At 69.6% G+C, this 14,335-nt stretch carries 17 protein-coding genes; 6 read left to right on the forward strand and 11 right to left on the reverse strand.

The window, feature by feature from the left end; all coding sequences use genetic code 11:
* Positions 1–3 precede the first annotated feature (3 nt).
* Entirely contained in the window at positions 4–672 is a 669-nt protein-coding gene (locus L1081_RS05675; protein ID WP_489416740.1) for an HAD-IB family hydrolase, read from the forward strand.
* Here L1081_RS05675 and L1081_RS05680 read toward each other — a convergent pair.
* Genes L1081_RS05680 through L1081_RS05690 form a run of 3 tightly spaced genes read right to left on the reverse strand, consistent with a single transcriptional unit; the run spans position 669 to position 3,699 of the window.
* A complete protein-coding gene (locus L1081_RS05680; RefSeq protein ID WP_489415580.1) occupies positions 669–1,316 on the reverse strand; it encodes a response regulator in 648 nt (215 codons plus the stop codon). The genes L1081_RS05675 and L1081_RS05680 overlap by 4 nt on opposite strands.
* Positions 1,313–2,692 carry a histidine kinase gene (locus L1081_RS05685; protein WP_489415581.1) on the reverse strand — a complete coding sequence of 460 codons (1,380 nt, stop codon included), beginning with the start codon at positions 2,690–2,692 and terminating at the stop codon, positions 1,313–1,315. Before L1081_RS05685 ends, L1081_RS05680 begins: the two co-directional genes overlap by 4 nt.
* Positions 2,689–3,699, reverse strand: coding sequence for an alpha/beta fold hydrolase (locus tag L1081_RS05690; RefSeq protein WP_489415582.1), 1,011 nt, complete (start codon positions 3,697–3,699; stop codon positions 2,689–2,691). Before L1081_RS05690 ends, L1081_RS05685 begins: the two co-directional genes overlap by 4 nt.
* A gap of 162 nt (positions 3,700–3,861) precedes the next feature.
* Here L1081_RS05690 and pqqA point away from each other — a divergent pair, with 162 nt between their 5' ends.
* The 5 genes from pqqA to pqqE all read left to right on the forward strand — a co-directional run bounded on the left by pqqA (position 3,862) and on the right by pqqE (position 7,367).
* Positions 3,862–3,936 carry a pyrroloquinoline quinone precursor peptide PqqA gene (gene pqqA / locus L1081_RS05695; RefSeq protein ID WP_010100094.1) on the forward strand — a complete coding sequence of 25 codons (75 nt, stop codon included), beginning with the start codon at positions 3,862–3,864 and terminating at the stop codon, positions 3,934–3,936.
* A 222-nt stretch (positions 3,937–4,158) separates the two neighbouring features.
* Positions 4,159–5,082 (forward strand): pyrroloquinoline quinone biosynthesis protein PqqB, encoded by a 924-nt coding sequence (gene pqqB, locus L1081_RS05700; protein ID WP_489415583.1) that lies wholly within the window; start codon positions 4,159–4,161, stop codon positions 5,080–5,082.
* A 17-nt stretch (positions 5,083–5,099) separates the two neighbouring features.
* Positions 5,100–5,864, forward strand: coding sequence for a pyrroloquinoline-quinone synthase PqqC (pqqC, locus tag L1081_RS05705; protein ID WP_489415584.1), 765 nt, complete (start codon positions 5,100–5,102; stop codon positions 5,862–5,864).
* A gap of 61 nt (positions 5,865–5,925) precedes the next feature.
* Positions 5,926–6,219, forward strand: a complete 294-nt coding sequence (gene pqqD / locus L1081_RS05710) for a pyrroloquinoline quinone biosynthesis peptide chaperone PqqD (protein WP_489415585.1) — start codon at positions 5,926–5,928, stop codon at positions 6,217–6,219.
* On the forward strand, positions 6,216–7,367 hold the full coding sequence (gene pqqE / locus L1081_RS05715; protein ID WP_489415586.1) for a pyrroloquinoline quinone biosynthesis protein PqqE: 1,152 nt from the start codon (positions 6,216–6,218) through the stop codon (positions 7,365–7,367). Before pqqD ends, pqqE begins: the two co-directional genes overlap by 4 nt.
* Here pqqE and L1081_RS05720 read toward each other — a convergent pair.
* From L1081_RS05720 to L1081_RS05755, 8 genes are read right to left on the reverse strand one after another with little or no spacing between them, the layout of a single operon-like run.
* The gene (locus L1081_RS05720) at positions 7,351–8,349 is read right to left on the reverse strand and encodes an MxaL protein (RefSeq protein ID WP_489415587.1); all 999 of its coding nucleotides are present in this window, start codon (positions 8,347–8,349) and stop codon (positions 7,351–7,353) included. The two genes, pqqE and L1081_RS05720, sit on opposite strands and share 17 nt — an antisense overlap.
* Positions 8,346–8,897, reverse strand: a complete 552-nt coding sequence (locus L1081_RS05725) for an MxaK protein (protein ID WP_489415588.1) — start codon at positions 8,895–8,897, stop codon at positions 8,346–8,348. The genes L1081_RS05720 and L1081_RS05725 overlap by 4 nt, the downstream gene beginning before the upstream one ends.
* Positions 8,894–9,898 (reverse strand): VWA domain-containing protein, encoded by a 1,005-nt coding sequence (locus tag L1081_RS05730; protein ID WP_489415589.1) that lies wholly within the window; start codon positions 9,896–9,898, stop codon positions 8,894–8,896. The genes L1081_RS05725 and L1081_RS05730 overlap by 4 nt, the downstream gene beginning before the upstream one ends.
* Before the next feature lie 19 nt (positions 9,899–9,917).
* Positions 9,918–10,823: a calcium incorporation protein MxaA gene (locus L1081_RS05735; RefSeq protein WP_489416741.1), complete on the reverse strand. Its 906-nt coding sequence runs from the start codon at positions 10,821–10,823 to the stop codon at positions 9,918–9,920.
* 8 nt (positions 10,824–10,831) lie between these two features.
* Positions 10,832–11,707, reverse strand: a complete 876-nt coding sequence (locus tag L1081_RS05740; RefSeq protein WP_489415590.1) for a DUF58 domain-containing protein — start codon at positions 11,705–11,707, stop codon at positions 10,832–10,834.
* 4 nt (positions 11,708–11,711) lie between these two features.
* Entirely contained in the window at positions 11,712–12,731 is a 1,020-nt protein-coding gene (locus tag L1081_RS05745) for an AAA family ATPase (protein WP_489415591.1), read from the reverse strand.
* Positions 12,732–12,752: 21 nt separating this feature from the next.
* The gene (locus L1081_RS05750) at positions 12,753–13,298 is read right to left on the reverse strand and encodes an SRPBCC family protein (RefSeq protein ID WP_489415592.1); all 546 of its coding nucleotides are present in this window, start codon (positions 13,296–13,298) and stop codon (positions 12,753–12,755) included.
* 49 nt (positions 13,299–13,347) lie between these two features.
* Positions 13,348–14,328: a YVTN family beta-propeller repeat protein gene (locus L1081_RS05755; protein ID WP_489415593.1), complete on the reverse strand. Its 981-nt coding sequence runs from the start codon at positions 14,326–14,328 to the stop codon at positions 13,348–13,350.
* Between the last annotated feature and the right edge of the window lie 7 nt (positions 14,329–14,335).

Genomic DNA, 14,335 nt, shown 5'->3' on the forward strand with positions numbered 1-14,335 from the left:
CCGATGAAGCTGGCGCTGTTCGACCTGGACCACACGCTGATTCCGTTCGACAGCGGCATGGCCTGGACGCGCTTCCTGGTGGCGCGCGGCGTGCTGCCGGCCGATGCGGAGACGGTCTATCTGGGCTACTGCCAGCAGTACGTGGACGGCACGCTGGACATCCGCGAGCTGCACCGGGTCAGCGTCGCGCCGCTCGCGAGCTTCGGCATGGCTGCGCTGCGCCAATGGGCGGCGGAGTTCGAGGTCGAGATCGCGCCGCGGGTGCCCGAGCCGATGCGCGCGCTGGTGCGGTGCCACCAGGATGCGGGCCATGTCTGCGCCATCGTGACTGCCACCACCCGCTTCATCGCCGAGCCCTTCGGCCGCGTGTTCGGCGTGGCCGACGTGCTGGCGACGCGCTCCCTGGTGATCGACGACACGCTCGATGGCGCCATCGACGGCGACCCGTGCTTCGGCGTCCACAAGCTGATGCACGTGAACCAGTGGCTCGCCACGCACGGCACGCGGCTCGAAGCACTCGAGCAGTCGTGGTTCTATTCCGATTCGGCCAGCGACCTGCCGCTCCTGTGCGCCGTGTCCGATCCGGTGGCGGTGGCGCCCGACGATCGCTTGCGCGCCCGGGCCGTCGAGGCCGGCTGGCCGATCATCGAACGAACGCAGCGGAGCGGCTAGACCTGGATCAGCCCCCAGCGCAGCGCCACCCACGTGAGCTCCGCCTGGTTGGTGGCGCCCAGCTTCTGCTTGACGCGGTACAGGTGCGAGCCCACCGTGCTGAGCGAAAGGTTCAGCGTGCCGGCAATCTGCGCCACCGTCATGCCGCGCGCGAGCTGGATGAAGACCGAGAACTCGCGCTCGCTGAGCAAGTCGGCCGGGTTGGCCTCGCCCTCGATCTGCGCCGTCGCCAGCGCCTGCGCGGTGTTGGCATCGATGTAGCGGTCGCCGCGCGCCACGGCCTTCACCGCGGCAATCAGCGCATCGGGCGCACTGCGCTTGGCCAGGTAGCCGAGCGCGCCGGCGCGCAGCACGCGGCGCGGATGGATCGTGTCCTCGTGCGCCGACAGCGCCAGCACGCGCGCCTTGGGGTCGTGGGCCAGCAGGCGGCGCAGCGCCTCCAGGCCGCCCATGCCGGGCATCGACAGGTCCATCACCACCACGTCGGGCCGCACCTGCGGATAGTCCTGGCAGGCCTGCTCGCCGGTGTCGGCCTCGGCCGCCACTTCGATCTGCGCGTCGGCCAGCAGCATGCGAAAGCCCATGCGCACCAGCGCATGGTCGTCCACCAGCATCACTCGAATCGGCTGAATCGCCTGGGTCATGTGTTCTCCGCGGCGGCCGCCGGCAAGGGCAGGCGCACCGTCAATTGGGCACCGCTGGGCGCGGCGGGTTCAAGGCGCAGGTCGCCGCCCAGGCTGTCGATGCGCTCGGCCAGCCAGCGCAGGCCATAGTGCCCTGTGCTGGTTTCCCTGGCGGCGTCAGGGCCGGGCAGGCCGCGTCCGTCGTCCGTCAGCGTGAGCTTCACCGTCTGTTCGCCGCCCTGCAGGGCCAGCACGATATGGCGAGCCTCGCCATGCCGCAGCGCGTTGGTGATGCCTTCCTGCGCGGCACGGTACAGCACCAGCGCGGTGTCGGTGTCGAGCCGCAGGCGGTCGAGCTCGATCTCCAGATGCCATTCGACCTGCACGCCGCCATGGCTGTTGCGGGTTCGCTCGACCAGGTCCTCGAGCGCGGCCACCAGCCCGAACTTGTCGAGCACCAGCGGCGTCAGGCGCGGGATCATGCCGTGCATGGCCGTGTAGAGCCGCCCCGACTCCTCGGCGATCAGCCGCGCCGCCTGCTCGGACTGCGGATCGAGTGCCTGCACGCGCTGCGCGATCGACAGGGCCATGCTGCGCATTGCGGTGACCGACTGGCCCAGTTCGTCGTGCAGCTCGCGCGCGATCAGGCGGCGCTCTTGCTCGATCTTCTGGTCGACCCAGCGGCCGAGCTCGCGGCTTTCGGACAGGCGGCTCTCGGCGCGGACCGCGCGCCGTTCGGTCTCGATGTGCTGCTGCAGCATGCCGACCATGCGGTTGAAGGCAGCGCCGATGGCCGCCGCCTCGGTGCCGGGCAGGGCGCGCAGAGAAACATCGAAGCGCCCGCTCTCGAGCTGGTTCAGCGCATGCACGATGTCCGCGAACGGGCGCGTCGCGCGGCCCACGAGCCAGAACACGCCCGCATTGACGACCGCCAACAGGCCCAGCGCGCTGAGCATCAGCAGAACGAAGTCGTCCCATGCGTCGAGCACGGCGCGCGACGCGTTGGAATTCACCATCAGCCGGCCGCCCGGGAAGGCGATGGACAGCTGCGACGGCGGCGGCGAGACAAGGCCGGCGAACCAGTCCGGCGCGTCGCGGCCGGCCTTGTAGACCGAGGTCGGCGAGCTGTACAGCACGCGATCCTCGCTGTCGAGCAGCGTGATGTCGTTGGAGCGCACGCGCCCGACGCCCTGCAGGAAAGACAGCATGGCCGGCGTGCCCTGGGCCGCATAGAGCCAGGCGGTGCGGTTCAGCAGTTGCGCGGCCACGCGATTGGCCGCCACGACTTCCTCGTGCACCGATTCGCGCATGGCGCGCATCTGCAGCGCGAGCATGGCCGCGACGAACAGCAGCGTCAGCAGGCTGACGATCAGGTTGATCTTCAGGCGCAGCGTCATGGCGCGGGCGCGTGGCCGAAATGGTCGTGCCGCGCGTAGCCGTCGAGCGCGGCGACCATGGCAGAGGCCATGGCCGGGTGCGCCGGATCGTGGCCCGCGCCGTCGACCCATTGCAACTGGCTGTGCGCAATGTGATCGTGCACGGCCTGTGCGCCGTGCGGCGGGCAGATGCGGTCGTCGCGGGAATGCAGCAGCAGGGTAGGCACGCGGGGCAGTGCCGCCAGTCGATCCAGCAGCGGGGGTGAATCGAGCCAGCAGCGGTGCTGCAGGTAGTGGCTTTGCACGCGGTAGCGGTCGACCAATGCATCGAGCTTTTCGCGGTCGGGTTCGTCGGTCGGCGGCTCGCGGGTTGCCGCGCCCGCGCCGCGCGCCAGCGTCTGCTCCCAGCGCCACCAGGCGAGCGCGAGCTGACGGGGCAGTGCGGCATCGCTATCGGCCGATGCCTGCTGCAGGCCACGGGCCAGGAAGCCCAGCATGTCGCCGCGCTCGCCGGCCGGCGCCACGGACGCGAAGCGCGCCCACGCGGCGGGTGCGCGGCCGGCGCTGTCCTGGAAGAAGGCGCCGATCTCTTCGGCAGTTGGCAGGAACACCGCGCGCAGCAGCAGCGCCGCCACCGCTTGCGGCTCGAAGACCGCATGGGCCAGCGCCAGCGTGGCGCCCCAAGAGCCGCCGACCACCAGCCAGCGCGGCACCCCGAGTTGTTCGCGCACGCGCTGCAGGTCTTCGAGCAGGTCGGCCGTGCGGTTGTGCGCCGTCGCGCCGCGCGGGCGGCTTCGGCCGGAGCCGCGCTGGTCGATGCCGATCACACGGTATCGCGCCGGATCGAAGAAGCGCCGCAGCAGCGGCGAACTGCCCGAGCCGGGCCCGCCGTGCAGGACCACGGCGCAGATGCCTTCCGGATTGCCACCTTCTTCTACATGCAGCACATGGCCATGCGGCACCTCCAATGCGTGGGTGCGCCAGGGAGGAGGTTCGGGGTACAGGCCGGTGGGAAGCACGAGGGCCATGGTACGCGGTGGCCCTGTTGCCGCTATTCATGAAAATCATGAAGTGCGAATCATGATTTCATGGCTGGGTCTCGGTGGTTCATGGGTTCAAGATGAGTACCGGAGCACACGAAGTTCCCGCAGCCGCCATATGGCGCTGTGCAACCTTGCAGGAGACACCCTATGAAGTGGGAAACCCCGACGGCTACCGATCTTCGCTTCGGCTTCGAGATCACGATGTACGTCAGCGCTCGTTGATTGGACGCCCCCCGTTGCTTGCTCACTTCGTGTAGCAGCCTCCCCCCACTGGGGGGCGCACCCGGCGGCCTGGCAGAGCCAGTTCCGCGGGTGCAACGGGCTGGTTGCGTTGGGTTTGGGCGATGGGAAAGCGTACGACGCGGCAACTCCTCGACAGCCTGCCCCGGTGCGTCCGGGGCGGGTTGTTTTCATCCGACCGACACGTCATCCACTTCTCTCCCGATGCGCATCACCGTCCTGGGCTCGGCCGCCGGCGGCGGCTTTCCGCAGTGGAACTGCAACTGCCCCAATTGCGCCGGCGTGCGCAACGGCACGGTGCGCGCCAAGCCGCGCACGCAGTCGTCGATCTTCGTGCGTCCCGACGAGGGCGTGGACGGCGTGCTTTTCAACGCCTCGCCCGACATCCTGGAGCAGATCCGCAGCAGCCCCATATTGCAACCGGCACGCGCGATGCGCGACACCGCCATCGCGGGCGTGGTGCTGATAGACGGCCAGGTCGACCATGCCACAGGCCTCTTCATGCTGCGCGAGCGCGGCACGCCGCTGCCGCTGTGGTGCACCGACCCGGTCGCCGAAGACCTGAGCGAGGGTAATCCCGTGCTGCGCGTGCTGTCGCACTACTGCGGCGTGGCGCGCCACGCGATCACGCTCGACGGCAATTCCTTCGAAGTGCCCGGTGTGCCCGGCCTGAGCTTCCGCGCGATGGCGCTGACCGGCAAGGCCGCGCCGTACTCGCCGCACCGCGAGCAGCAGGTGCCGGGCGACAACATCGGCGTGACCATCCTCGACCGCAGGAGCGGCAAGAGCCTGTTCTACGCGCCGGGCCTGGGGGCGATCACGCCGCCCGTGTTCGACGCCATGGCCAGCGCCGACGCGGTCATGGTCGACGGCACCTTCTGGACCGACGACGAGATGGTTCGCCTGGGCGTGAGCAGCAAGCGCGCGCGCGAGATCGGCCACCTGCCGCAGTCGGGCGAGGGCGGCATGATCGAGTGGCTGTCGAAGCTGCCCGCCACCACTGCGCGGCGCATGCTGATCCACATCAACAACACCAATCCCATCCTCGACGAGGACTCCGACGAGCATGCGGCGCTGCGGCGCGCAGGCATCGAGCCCTGCGAGGACGGTATGACGATCCAACTCTGAAAGCACCGAGCCCCACCATGCATGCCGACAGGATCCAGGACCCGCTTCGCCCAGCCGCTGACAGCGACAAAACCGGCCCGGCATGGAGCCGCGAGGAGTTCGAAGCCAAGCTGCGCGAGCGCGGCCGCAGCTATCACATCCACCATCCGTTCAACGTCATGCTCAACAGCGGCCGGGCCACGCCCGAGCAGATCCGCGGCTGGGTGGCGAACCGCTTCTACTACCAGATCGCGATCCCGATCAAGGACGCGGCCGTGCTCTCGAACTGCCCCGACCAGCAGGTGCGCCGCGGCTGGGTGCAGCGCATCCTCGACCACGACGGCTTCGAGCTCGGCGGGATCAAGGACGAAGGCGGCGTCGAGGCCTGGCTGCGCCTGGCCGAGGCCGTGGGGCTGACGCGCGAAGAAGTGCGCGACCTGCGCCACGTGGTGCCGGCGGTGCGCTTCGCGGTCGATGCCTACGTGAACTTCGCGCGCCGCGCGCCATGGCAGGAGGCCGTGTGCTCCTCGCTCACCGAGCTGTTCGCGCCCGAGATCCACAAGCAGCGCCTGGCCACCTGGCCCGAGCACTATGCGTGGATCGAGCCGGCGGGCCTCGGCTACTTCCGCAACCGGGTGAGCCAGGCGCGACGCGACGTGGAGCAGGGCCTGGCCATCACGCTCGACCACTTCGACACCCGCGCGCTGCAGGAGCGCGCGCTCGAGGTACTGCAGTTCAAGCTCGACATCCTGTGGGCCATGAACGATGCGATGGCGACGCGCTACGGGGTGAACGGCGCATGAGCGCCGCGCCGGGCCGCCCCAAGCAAGCTCGCACCGCAGTGCGAAGCACGAAGGTACTCCAATGACCGCGAACAAGGCCATGCTCACCGCCGACAGCAAACCTCGCGTCGGCCCCGGCTTCCGCCTGCAATGGGAGCCGGCGCAAGAGTGCCATGTGCTGCTCTACCCCGAAGGCATGGTGCGGCTCAACGGCAGCGCGGGCGAGATCATGAAGCGCTGCGACGGCGAGCGCAGCGTCGCAGCCATCGTGGCCGACCTGGAACAGGCCTTCGACACCACCGGGCTCGAACCCGAGGTGCGCGGCTTCGTCGAACTGGCGGCGCAGCAGAACTGGCTGCGCTGGGACCCCGCATGACCACCGCGCCGCCGCGCCCCGGACCGCCGCTCTGGCTGCTGGCCGAGCTGACCTACCGCTGCCCGCTGCATTGCGTGTTCTGCTTCAACCCGGTCGACTTCGCGCAGCAAGAGAACGAACTCGGCACCGAGGACTGGCTGCGCGTGCTGCGCGAAGGCCGCGAGCTCGGCGCGGTGCAGTGCGGCCTCTCGGGCGGCGAGCCGCTTTTGCGCGACGATCTCGAGATCATCATTGCCGAGGCCGCGCGCCTGGGCTACTACACCAACCTGCTGACCTCGGGCGTGGGCCTCACGGCGCAGCGCGCAGCCGCGCTGAAGGCCGCGGGCTTGGACCACGTGCAGCTGTCGTTCCAGGACTCCACGCGCGAGATGAACGACTTCCTCTCGCACACCAAGACCTTCGAACTCAAGAACCGGGTGGCGAAGATCATCAAGGACCAGGGCTGGCCGATGGTGCTGAACGTGGTGATCCACCGCATGAACATCGACCACATCGACCGCATCATCGAGATGGCGCACGAGATGGGGGCCGAGTACCTCGAGCTCGCCAACACCCAGTACTACTCGTGGGCCTTCGTCAACCGCGACCAGCTGCTGCCCACGCACGAGCAGCTGCGCCATGCCGAGGAGGTGACCGACGCCTGGCGCAAGCGGCTCGGCGAGCGCATGCGGATCTTCTTCGTGGCCCCCGACTACCACGAGGGCAAGGCCAAGAAATGCGTCAACGGCTGGGGCAGCATGTTCCTCACCGTGGCGCCCGACGGCACCGCGCTGCCTTGCCACACCGCGAAGATGCTGCCGGGCCTCGAATTCCCGAACGTGAAGGCGCACAGCCTGCGCGAGATCTGGTTCGATTCCGAAGGCTTCAACCGCTACCGCGGCACCGGCTGGATGAAGGAGCCCTGCGCGAGCTGCGACCAGCGCGAGCAGGACCTGGGCGGCTGCCGCTGCCAGGCCTACCTGCTGGCCCAGGACGCGGCCGCGGCCGATCCGGTGTGCGCGAAGAGCCCGGACCACCACCGCGTGGTCGAGGCGGTGGAGCGCGCAGCCGCGCGCGACCCGGCGGCGCCGACGGAACATCCGCTGGTGTTCCGCGATCCCGCCAATTCGCGGCGGCTTTCCGCAGCGCTCGTCACGCCGGACGCGTGAGGCCGCGCGGCGGCAGGGTGCGATCGATCGCCTTCTTTTCCCGTTTCCTCGGCCGCCGTTCGCGCAGCCAGCCCAGATCCGGAGCGAACCGCCATGACAGCAGCAACAGCGCCAGCAGCGCGGGAATCCACCGGAGATCCGTGTCGGCCGGCAGATGCTGCGCGTAGCGGCGGTCGAGCATGGCCGTCTTCAGTGCCTCGGGCGTGTTCAGGCGCCGGTAGTTCACGCCGACCAGTTCGGCCAGTGCACGCAGGTGGTCTTGGCGCAATTCGGAAAGGTGTTCGTGGTTCAGCGCGCTGCCGATGGCCGAGCCCTGCACCACCTCGTCGGCCCGCCAGTAGCCGGCGGGCTCGCCGTTGCTGCCGGTCTTGGGAATCGGCACCGGCACGTCGCCGCCCACGCCGATCAGCCAGCCCTGGACCTCGCCGGGCTTGATGTCCGTCATGGGCGGCGTCTCGTTGATGCGCAGCGGCGGCGATTCCTGCCCGTCGCTGATGAAGACGAAGTGGGTGTCGGGCCCCACGCTGCGGGCGCCGCGCACGGCCCAGGTCACGCCCTTGCTCACATTGCTGGCATTGGCCCAGCGCATGCGGCCGTCGATGCGCTCGAGCGAGGCCAGCAGCTCTTCATAGTGGCTGCAGACCTCGACGGGCGCGAGGATCACCAGCGAGCGGTAGTCCGCGAAGACGCTCCAGCCCACCTTGGAGCCGCAGGGCAGTGCACCGAGCACCTCGCGCATGGCGGCGCGTGCGAGCGTGAGGCGGCTCACGGCCGCGCGGTCCAGCTCCACGTCCTCGACATTCATGCTCTGCGTGATGTCGAAGCTGACCTGCCAGTTGAACACCGGGCGCTGCAGCTGCACGCGCGGCGGCCAGACCGCGAGCGCCAGCAGCAGCAGGGCCAGCACCAGCGGCCAGCTGCCGGTGCTGCCACCGATGCGCCGCCAGGCGGCGTGCCACTGCTGCTGCGGCGTCGGCCTCACGGCAGGTCTCCGGCGACGAAGCCCGGCACGCGGACCCGGCGCTGCTCGTGCGCCGGCTGCTGCTCGGCGGAGAAGGCTTCGTGGTCTTCGGGCGCGAGCCGCAGCGCGCGCTCCAGGTTGTAGCGCGCGTCCCAATCCTCAGGCGCGGCGCGCAGCAGGTCGCGCAACCGCTGCTTGCCGAGTTCGAACAGCGGCAGCGCGCCGGCGTCCTGCGCCATGCCTTGCCGCAGGTACATGTTGCCCAGGTTGAACAGCGCCTGCTGCGCGACGGGATCGCGCTCGCCGGCCTGGATCAGGCTCGCGTAACCCTTGAGGGCGGCATCGTGCGCGCCGGCCTTCGAGAGGGCGAGCGCCTGTGCCAGCTGCAGTTCGCGCGGGGCCGAAAGCGGTGCCGTCGTTGCTTCCTTGCCGATCGGCCCGGCGGCGATGCGCGCGATTTCCGTGTTGAGGCTCATCGTTTGGCGCAGCCGCAACCCGCGCTCCAGCGCCACGCCCACGCAGCACAGGCTCAGCACGCCGAAGACCAGGTGAACCGCGCGTCGCTTCATGGGCTTTCTTTCCGCCAGCTTTGCAGCTGCACGGCGCGGCAGGCGAGCAGGCCCGCGCAGCACAGCATCGCTGCCAGGTAGAACGCGGCGCCGTGGTCGCGCCGCGGCACGCGCTCATGAATGGTGAGCGGGAAGTTCTGCTGCCGGTCGATCTCGGCCATGGCGGCGGCCATCGCGGTGGAGTCGTCGACCTGGTAGAGCCGGTAGGGCGTGCCCAGCGTCTTGAAGAACTGGTGCAGCGCCAGTTCCTCGCCCAGGCCGTAGGCCGAGACCGTCTCGGTGTTGAGGTTGGGCGAGTTCGGGCCACTGCGCACGTAGATCCAGTACAGGCCGATCTTCTCGCGCGCGAGGCCGGCGTGGATGCGCTGGCGCGTCGGCTCGTCGAGCTGCGCGCCGCCGTCCGAAACGATCAGGATCACGCGGCTGCCCGAATAGCTGCGGCCTTCGAATTCCTCGATGGCGGCGAGCAGCGCCACGCCCATGCGGGTTTCGGGCAGGCCGCGGCCGATGGCGGAGGCGGCAAGCGCGGCCTGCACCGTGTCGGTCTTCTGCGTGAACGGCACCACTGCGATCGGCACCGTGCTGAAGGTCATGAAGGCAAAGCGGTTGTCGGGCCGCTTGGCCACGAACTCGCTCAGCAGGTCGCGCACGACCTTGGCCTTGGGCTCCTGCGACATGCGGCCCGCGGTCTGCAGGCCGTTGGTGTGCACCGTCGCGTCCATGCTGCTGCTGCGGTCCATCAGGATCAGCACCTCGGCACCGCGCCCGGCGCGCTCGACCACGGCACCCGATTGCCCCGGCCCCGCGAGCCCGAGCACCGTGAAAGCCATGGCGCCGACCGCGAACGCGCGCCACAGAAAGCCGACCAGGCGGCCGACGCGGTCGGCCGGCAACCAGGCCACGTACGAGAAGCCCAGCGTGTCGCTTCGCTTGCGCAAGAGCGGCAGCAGCGCGAGCGGCAGCAGCACGAGCATCCAGGGCTGGGCGAGGTCGAAGCGCATGGCTCGGTCTGCCTGTCGGTCAATGCCGGTGGCGCTTTTCCGCGTTGCGCAGCGCGCGGCACAGCGGCTTGAGCGGATAGGCGGCCTGGGGCTGCGCCGGTGCGGCGGCGCTTTCGGCGAAGAAGAAGCGCCGGGTCGACTCGCGGTAGAAATCTTCCAGCCGCGGCTGCAGCGGGCGCAGGTAGGGCGCATCGGCCAGCAGCTGCGGCAGGCTGGCGCCGTGCACGACGCGGCCGGCGCTCCGGTTGAGCGCGCGGTGCAGCACGCGCCAAGCCTCGGGGCTTGCCGGATCGTCGATGCGCTTGAGCTCGCGCCAGGCATGCGCGAACGGAAGCTGCTGCGCTTCGCGCATGTTGCGCCAGGCCCACCAGGCGAGCCAGGCCAGCAGTACCGCGAGCAGCGCAAGAAGCGAGAGCTTCAGATGCTGTTCGATGGGATGGGTGGCAAGCGCCGCGACGGGGCGGTCCGGCCGCAGCGGCTGCAGGTCGCCCTGGCCGAAGGCTTCCGCCGGCGTCAGCGGTCCGATGCTGACCGGCCATGCGGGCAGCGCGATCGCCGGGCCCGAGGCGGTGGCGATCGTCAGGGCCGGCAGCGAGATGGCGGTCAGCGCGCGCGGTGCATTGATGAGCTGGTACTCGATGGCGAGCCAGCGCCTACCCTGTGCATCGGTTTCGATGTGCGATGGCCTGCGTTCGAGCCAGAGATCGATGCGCGCCGCAGCGGGCAGCACGCCGGGCTCGAGTGGCCGGCCTTGCCGTTCGAGCAGCACGCGCTGCGTGAGCACATCGCCGAGCACATGGCCGAAGCTGCGCGGCTGCTCGATGGTGGGGGATGCGGCCGGCGCCGCGGGATCGGCGGCGCACGCAAAACCGGCGTGCATGGCAGCCAGTGCCAGCGTAAGCACCGCGGCGTGGACCCGGTTCATTGCCGCGTTCATGTCGCCGTCTCCAGGAAGTAGCGCGTGAGCGCCTCGGCGTCGAAGCGGCCCTGCAGGTGAAAGGGCGGCATGCCGTGCGCGTTGAACAGCGCGGTGAGTTCGGCGCGGCGCACCGCGACCGATTCGCGCCACCGCTTGCGCAGCGAATCGCGCATCCAAAGGCTGCGCCGCGCGCCGGTTTCGGCGTCGCGCAGGGCGATCAGCGCGCGGGCGTCGGGCGGTTCGATTTCGGCCGGGTCCCAGACCACCAGCGGAACGACGCAGGCGGGCGAGAACTGTTCGAGCAGCTCGCCGAGTGTGCCGATCGGCCAGTGAAAGTCGGAAGCGAGAAACACCAGCCCGCCGCGGCCCACCAGCCGTTCGGTGGCACGGCGCAGGCCCGCCAGCGCGCGGTCGTCCGTGGGCGGCGCACCGGTGGCCGCATCGCATTCGCGCAGCATTCGCGCCATCAGGCTGCCGTTGCCGCGGCTGTGGCGCGCGGGCACGAAAAGATCCTCGCGCTCGTGCTGGTCGAAAGCCAGCAGGCCGACCGTGTCGCCGGCGCGAAAGGCGCTGTAGCCCAGCGCCTCGACCAGGTCGGCCACCACGTCGAGCTTGCGCCGCTCGGCGCCGAAATGCATGGAGGCCGAAACGTCGACCACCACGTGCACGGGAATCGCCACGCGCAGCCGGTGGATGCGCACCAGCCAGTCGCCGCGGCCATCGCGCACGCTCGCGCGCAGGTCGATGCGGCGCGGGTCGGGATGGTCGAACAGCCGCCGGTGCGCGGCGAATTCCTGTCCGCTGCCCTGACTCAGCCCGCGCTGCGCGCCCGGGCGCCAGCCGCCGAAGCGGCGCGGCAGCTGGTAGTGGAATTCGTCGACCCGGTCCATGGCATCAGGGCGCGGCGATCTTGTCCATGATCTGTGCCACCAGTGCTTCCGAGAGTTCTGCGCGGCGCAGCTCGTACACCGGCGTGAAGAAGACGCGGTGCCCGAGCACCGAGGGCAGCACCGCCGCCAGATCGGCCGGCTCCAGGTGCGAGCGGCCTTCGAGCCAGGCCACCGTGCGCGCCGCGCGCAGCAATGCGCTCATGCCGCGCGGGCTGGCGCCGGCCAGGATCAGGCGGTCCATGTCCACGCCGTCGAGCCGGATGCCGAACTTCTGCGGAACCTCGGTGGCCTCCCACACGTCGAGCACATAGCGCTCGATGGTCTCGCTGGCGCGCACGCTGCGCTGCACCTGCGCGGCGATGGCATTGAGCCGGTCCCAGGGCAGGATGGCCGGCGCCACCTTGTCGATCAGGCTCTCGGTGTCGTGGTAGGCGGTGTCGAACACCAGCGACTGGCGGATGCCGCGGTCGGCCGGCTTGGGCATGTTCAGCTCGAACATGAAGCGGTCGCGCGCCGCCGAAGCCAGCTCGAAGGTCTCTTCGCGCTCGACCTTGTTGCGGTCGGCGAACACCGTCATGTGCGGAAAGCTGTACTCGCGGTCGAAGGCCGACACCGTGCGCTCGGCCATCGCGCGCAAGAGCAGCGACTGCACCTGCGGCCGGGCCCGGTTGATCTCGTTGAAGAAGAATGTGACCAGGCGCTCGCCGTGGCGCAGCAGCGGCCCCGGGTCGATGCGCGGCCGGCCCTCGGCATCCACATAGGTGTGATAGACCAGGTCGCCGGGCATCAGGTCGACCGTGCCCTCGACGCGCTCGAAGTCGCCGCCGATGGCGCGCGAGAAGGCGCGCAGCACCGTGGTCTTGCCGACGCCCACGTCGCCCTCGAGCAGCACGTGGCCGCGCGCGAACAGTGCCACGTTGATGAGACGGATCGTCTCGGCCTGGCCGATCACTGCTTTCGCGACTTCGCCTTCGACGCGCAGCGCGAGGCGGCGCCAGTCTTCGAGTTGTTCTTCGGTGCCCATGATGGTGTCCGGTGCCGGGGGCTACTTCGACTCCATCATCTTCTTGAGGTGGGCGAGGCCGCCGCGGTAGACGTCGGTCACGGCCTTGAGCGCCGCCTCGTCGTTGAGCTCGGGCGGGGGATTGTTGTTGGGAAAGCCGCGATAGAAGGCGCCGCGCCATTCGACGATCGACTTGCCGCCGTCGGCCACGACCGAGAGCACGGAGGTGTAGTTGGTGACCGGCAGCGCACCGCCGTCCTTGGCGCGGTAGTTGTATTTCATTTTCGCGTCGTCGTAGCCCTCGAGCGTCTCGACCAGCGTGCCGCCGGCCTTGAGCTTCACGGTCCGCACCGAGCCTTCTGCATTGCCCTTGTCGGCCGCGCTGTCGGCCACGGCCGGATGCCAGTCCTTCAGCGCGTTGAAGTTCTTGATCTTGGCCCAGACGGCATCGGCCGGGGCCTCGATGGTGACTTTCTCGCTCACCTTCTGGCGCGTGGGCCCGTGGGCCTGGCTCGGCGCCGATGCGGCAAGCAGGATCGATGCGAGAAGAACGGAGAGCGCCCGTCGGCCGGAAGGGTGTGTCAGCATGGAAATATCCGTGATGAGGTGGAGAAAAGATCGGTCAAAGAAGAATGCGTCAGGGTTCCATCGGCGCGCCGATGAAGGCACCGAAGCCGCGGCTGTTCCGCCCCGTGGCAATGGTCTTTAGCTTCTGCCCGCTCGCGGCGTCCAGCACCTGCACGTTGTCGTCCATCCAGTTCACGACGTAGACGCGGTCGCCGTGCGCAGCAATGCCTTCGGGGTAGGCGAAGCCGGGGAGGGTGCGCAGCAGCTTCAGCGAGGCGGCGTCGATCACGCTGACCGAGTCTTCGTGCTGGTTGGTCACGTAGAGCAGTGCACCGCCCCGGGCCAGCGCCGCGCCATAGGGCGCCTTGCCCACCTTCACGGTGTCGATGACGGCCGGCCGGCGCGCATCGCGCATGTCGACCACCGAGACGTCGTTGCTCTGCACGTTGAGCGCATAGAGCCGCGAGCGCGGCGCGTCGTAGAGCAGTGCGAACGGATGGCTGCCGACGCGCACGCGCGCCAGCACCCGGCGCGACGCGGTGTCGACCACGGCCACGCTGTCGTCGTCGCGCTCGGCCACGAAAACGGTGGTGCCATCGGGATGCGCAGCCACGCCAGCAGGCGCGCGGCCGACCGTGATCGAGGCCAGGAACCTGGAGGCATCGCCGGCCTGCGCGTCGTACACCAGCAGCCGGCTGCTGTACCAGTCGGCCACGTACAGGCGCCGGCCGTCGGCCGAGATGTCGATGCCCACCGGCCCGTCGCCGGCCGACAGCGTGTTCACGACCTTCTGCTGCCGCATGTCGATGACCGAGATGGTCTTGCTGTCAGGGTTGGAGACGAAGACCCGGCCGGCGCGGCTCGACGCCACCACGCCGGCCGGCGACCGGCCCACCGCAACGGTGGCCACCACCTGCTGCGAGGCCAGGTCGATCACCGACACGTCGTGACTGCCCTGGTTGGTGATGTAGGCGAACGGCGAGGCCCAGGCCGCGGTGCACAGCAGCATCGCCGCAACGCCGGCGTGCACAGGTGTCGCGATACCCGTCATGGCGATC

The sequence above is a fragment of the Variovorax sp. MSC1_012 genome, from assembly GCF_023667525.1.
Taxonomy (GTDB): Bacteria; Pseudomonadota; Gammaproteobacteria; order Burkholderiales; family Burkholderiaceae_C; genus Variovorax; species Variovorax beijingensis_B.

Coding starts and splice junctions, on each gene's coding strand:
- L1081_RS05750 (WP_489415592.1), bottom strand. CDS start 13,298: ATGCTGACACACCCTTCCGGCCGACGGGCGCTCTCCGTTCTTCTCGCA.
- pqqB (WP_489415583.1), top strand. CDS start 4,159: ATGCGCATCACCGTCCTGGGCTCGGCCGCCGGCGGCGGCTTTCCGCAG.
- L1081_RS05675 (WP_489416740.1), top strand. CDS start 4: ATGAAGCTGGCGCTGTTCGACCTGGACCACACGCTGATTCCGTTCGAC.
- pqqC (WP_489415584.1), top strand. CDS start 5,100: ATGCATGCCGACAGGATCCAGGACCCGCTTCGCCCAGCCGCTGACAGC.
- L1081_RS05690 (WP_489415582.1), bottom strand. CDS start 3,699: ATGGCCCTCGTGCTTCCCACCGGCCTGTACCCCGAACCTCCTCCCTGG.
- L1081_RS05730 (WP_489415589.1), bottom strand. CDS start 9,898: ATGCGCTTCGACCTCGCCCAGCCCTGGATGCTCGTGCTGCTGCCGCTC.
- pqqD (WP_489415585.1), top strand. CDS start 5,926: ATGACCGCGAACAAGGCCATGCTCACCGCCGACAGCAAACCTCGCGTC.
- L1081_RS05735 (WP_489416741.1), bottom strand. CDS start 10,823: ATGAACCGGGTCCACGCCGCGGTGCTTACGCTGGCACTGGCTGCCATG.
- pqqE (WP_489415586.1), top strand. CDS start 6,216: ATGACCACCGCGCCGCCGCGCCCCGGACCGCCGCTCTGGCTGCTGGCC.
- L1081_RS05685 (WP_489415581.1), bottom strand. CDS start 2,692: ATGACGCTGCGCCTGAAGATCAACCTGATCGTCAGCCTGCTGACGCTG.
- L1081_RS05725 (WP_489415588.1), bottom strand. CDS start 8,897: ATGAAGCGACGCGCGGTTCACCTGGTCTTCGGCGTGCTGAGCCTGTGC.
- L1081_RS05745 (WP_489415591.1), bottom strand. CDS start 12,731: ATGGGCACCGAAGAACAACTCGAAGACTGGCGCCGCCTCGCGCTGCGC.
- L1081_RS05680 (WP_489415580.1), bottom strand. CDS start 1,316: ATGACCCAGGCGATTCAGCCGATTCGAGTGATGCTGGTGGACGACCAT.
- L1081_RS05755 (WP_489415593.1), bottom strand. CDS start 14,328: ATGACGGGTATCGCGACACCTGTGCACGCCGGCGTTGCGGCGATGCTG.
- L1081_RS05740 (WP_489415590.1), bottom strand. CDS start 11,707: ATGGACCGGGTCGACGAATTCCACTACCAGCTGCCGCGCCGCTTCGGC.